Genomic DNA, 2373 nt, shown 5'->3' with positions numbered 1-2373 from the left:
GTCTGGCGCGCGATGCAGGAAATCCCCTTCGGAACAGTCTGGACCTACGGCGATATCGCGGACCATGTCGGCGGCGTCGCCCGCGCCGTCGGCGGTGCCTGCGGATCAAACCCGATCCCGCTGATCATCCCCTGTCACCGCGTGGTTGGCAGCAACGGAAAGCTGACCGGCTTTTCCGGCGATGGCGGTATCGCCACGAAGCAGCGCCTTCTCGACCATGAGTCGGATCAGCTCTCTCTGTTTTGACGGACACCCATGCCGCAACGGGGCGTGGACACGGGATCACCCGCACGCCTAGTCTCTCGCCAATGACAGCTTCGGAGGGAGGCATTCAATGGCATATGTGACAATCAAAGCCGCTGACGGCGGCTCTTTTCAGGCCTATCACGCAGCGCCCGCAGACGGCGGAAAAGCACCGGGTATCGTCCTGATCCAGGAGATTTTCGGCGTCAACAAGGTGATGCGCGATCAGGCGGACGCCTATGCGGCCGAGGGATATCATGTGCTCTGCCCGGATATTTTCTGGCGCATCGAGCCCGGCATCGACATTACCGACCAGAGCCAGGCCGAATGGGACAAAGCGTTCGAGCTGTTCAATAGCTTCGATGTGGACAAGGGCGTCGAGGATCTGAAGGCAACCCTCACCCATCTGAAGGCCATGGAGGGCTGCAGCGGCAAAGCCGGGTCCGTCGGCTATTGTCTTGGCGGCAAGCTCGCCTATCTGATGGCAACCCGGTCAGACGCCGATTGCAATGTCAGCTATTACGGCGTCGGTCTGGATGATCTTCTTGGAGAATCCTCCAATATCACGAAACCCTATCTGAACCACATGGCCTCCGAGGACGGTTTCGTCCCGAAAGAGGCGCAGGCGAAGATCAAGGCAGATCTGGCAGACAATCCGCAGGTCACGCTGCATGTCTATGAAGGCCAGGATCATGCTTTTGCGCGTCAGGGAGGCGCGCATTACGACGCGGCAGCGGCCAAGACGGCCAATGCCCGCACTACGGACTTCTTCAAAACCCATCTCGGCTAAAACAAGGGAATAAGAAAAATGGTCAAGGCAATCCACTTCAAGACACCGGGCGGTCCGGAAGTTCTCGAAATGACCGATATCGATCTCGCGGCCCCGGCAGCCGGTGAAATCACCGTGCGGCATACCGCGATCGGCCTGAATTTCATCGATACCTATCACCGCAGCGGCCTTTACCCCCTGCCCTTGCCCGCCGGCATCGGCATGGAAGGCGCGGGTGTGGTCGAGGCTGTCGGCAGCGCCGTGTCGGACCTCGCAGTGGGTGACCGGGTGGCCTATGCCTCCCCGCCCCCGGGCTCCTATGCCGAGGCTCGCAACATCGCCGCGGACCGCGTCGTGAAGATCCCGGCCGGTGTCGAGGATCAGACCGCCGCCGCGATGATGCTGAAAGGCATGACCGCACAATATCTGATCCGGCAGATCTACAAGGTCGGCAAGGGTGACACGATCCTGATCCATGCTGCAGCGGGTGGTGTCGGCCAGATTGTCTGCCAGTGGGCCAACCATCTCGGCGCCACCGTCATCGGCACCGTCGGCAGCAAGGAGAAGGCGGAAATCGCCAAGGCCAACGGCTGCCATCATCCGGTGCTGTATAATGACGAGGATTTCGTCGAGCGGGTGAAAGAGATCACGGACGGCAAGATGCTGCCGGTGGTCTATGATTCGATCGGCGCGACGACTTTCGACAAGTCCCTCGATTGTCTGCGTCCGCGTGGTTTGATGGTCAGCTTCGGCCAGGCCGCCGGCCCGATCCCGCCGGTCAATCTCGGGGTTTTCGCACAGAAGGGCTCCCTCTTCTTCACCCGGCCGACCCTGTTCAACTATATCTCCACCGCCGCCGATCTGCGGGCGACCGCAGGCGATCTGTTCGAGGCAGTCTCCTCCGGTGCGGTGAAGATCCATATCGACCAGACCTTCCCGCTGGCCGAAGCCAGAGCCGCCCATGAGGCACTGGAAGCCCGCAAGACCACCGGTTCGACCATCCTGATCCCGTAAGATCCGGATTCAAGACAAACAAAAAGGGCGGAGCCTTGTGGCTCCGCCCTTTTCTTTGATCTTTATGTCCTGCCGGAACGTCCGGATCAGGAATTCATGGCGTCGAAGAAATCGTGGTTGTTCTTCGAGACCTTGAGCTTGTCGATCAGGAATTCCATCGCATCGACCGTGCCCATCTGGGTCAGGATCCGGCGCAGCACCCACATCTTGTTGAGGGTCGCACGATCCACCAGAAGCTCTTCCTTCCGGGTCCCCGAACGGGTGATGTCGATGGCCGGGAACGTCCGCTTGTCGGCCAGCTTGCGGTCCAGGATGATCTCGGAGTTACCCGTACCCTTGAACTCTTC

General features: G+C 60.3%; 3 protein-coding genes and 1 pseudogene. 3 read left to right on the top strand and 1 reads right to left on the bottom strand.

Annotated elements, in window-relative coordinates; genetic code table 11:
- The 3 genes from AAC126_RS22215 to AAC126_RS22205 all read left to right on the top strand — a co-directional run.
- The coding region (locus AAC126_RS22215) for an MGMT family protein (RefSeq protein ID WP_339857645.1) at positions 1–246 on the top strand (246 nt) is incomplete at its 5' end.
- A gap of 88 nt (positions 247–334) precedes the next feature.
- Positions 335–1033 carry a dienelactone hydrolase family protein gene (locus tag AAC126_RS22210; RefSeq protein WP_339857642.1) on the top strand — a complete coding sequence of 233 codons (699 nt, stop codon included), beginning with the start codon at positions 335–337 and terminating at the stop codon, positions 1031–1033.
- A gap of 18 nt (positions 1034–1051) precedes the next feature.
- Positions 1052–2026: a quinone oxidoreductase gene (locus AAC126_RS22205; RefSeq protein WP_339857640.1), complete on the top strand. Its 975-nt coding sequence runs from the start codon at positions 1052–1054 to the stop codon at positions 2024–2026.
- An 86-nt stretch (positions 2027–2112) separates the two neighbouring features.
- Here the strand turns inward: AAC126_RS22205 and AAC126_RS22200 are convergent.
- A pseudogene (locus AAC126_RS22200) lies at positions 2113–2373 on the bottom strand (transcription termination factor Rho); the annotation flags it as partial.

Source organism: uncultured Nisaea sp. (genome assembly GCF_963974195.1).
Lineage (GTDB): Bacteria > Pseudomonadota > Alphaproteobacteria > Thalassobaculales > Thalassobaculaceae > Nisaea.
The sequence above is the reverse complement of the archived record's forward strand: the minus strand, read 5'-3'. Positions and strand labels throughout refer to the sequence as shown.

Coding starts and splice junctions, on each gene's coding strand:
- AAC126_RS22205 (WP_339857640.1), top strand. CDS start 1,052: ATGGTCAAGGCAATCCACTTCAAGACACCGGGCGGTCCGGAAGTTCTC.
- AAC126_RS22210 (WP_339857642.1), top strand. CDS start 335: ATGGCATATGTGACAATCAAAGCCGCTGACGGCGGCTCTTTTCAGGCC.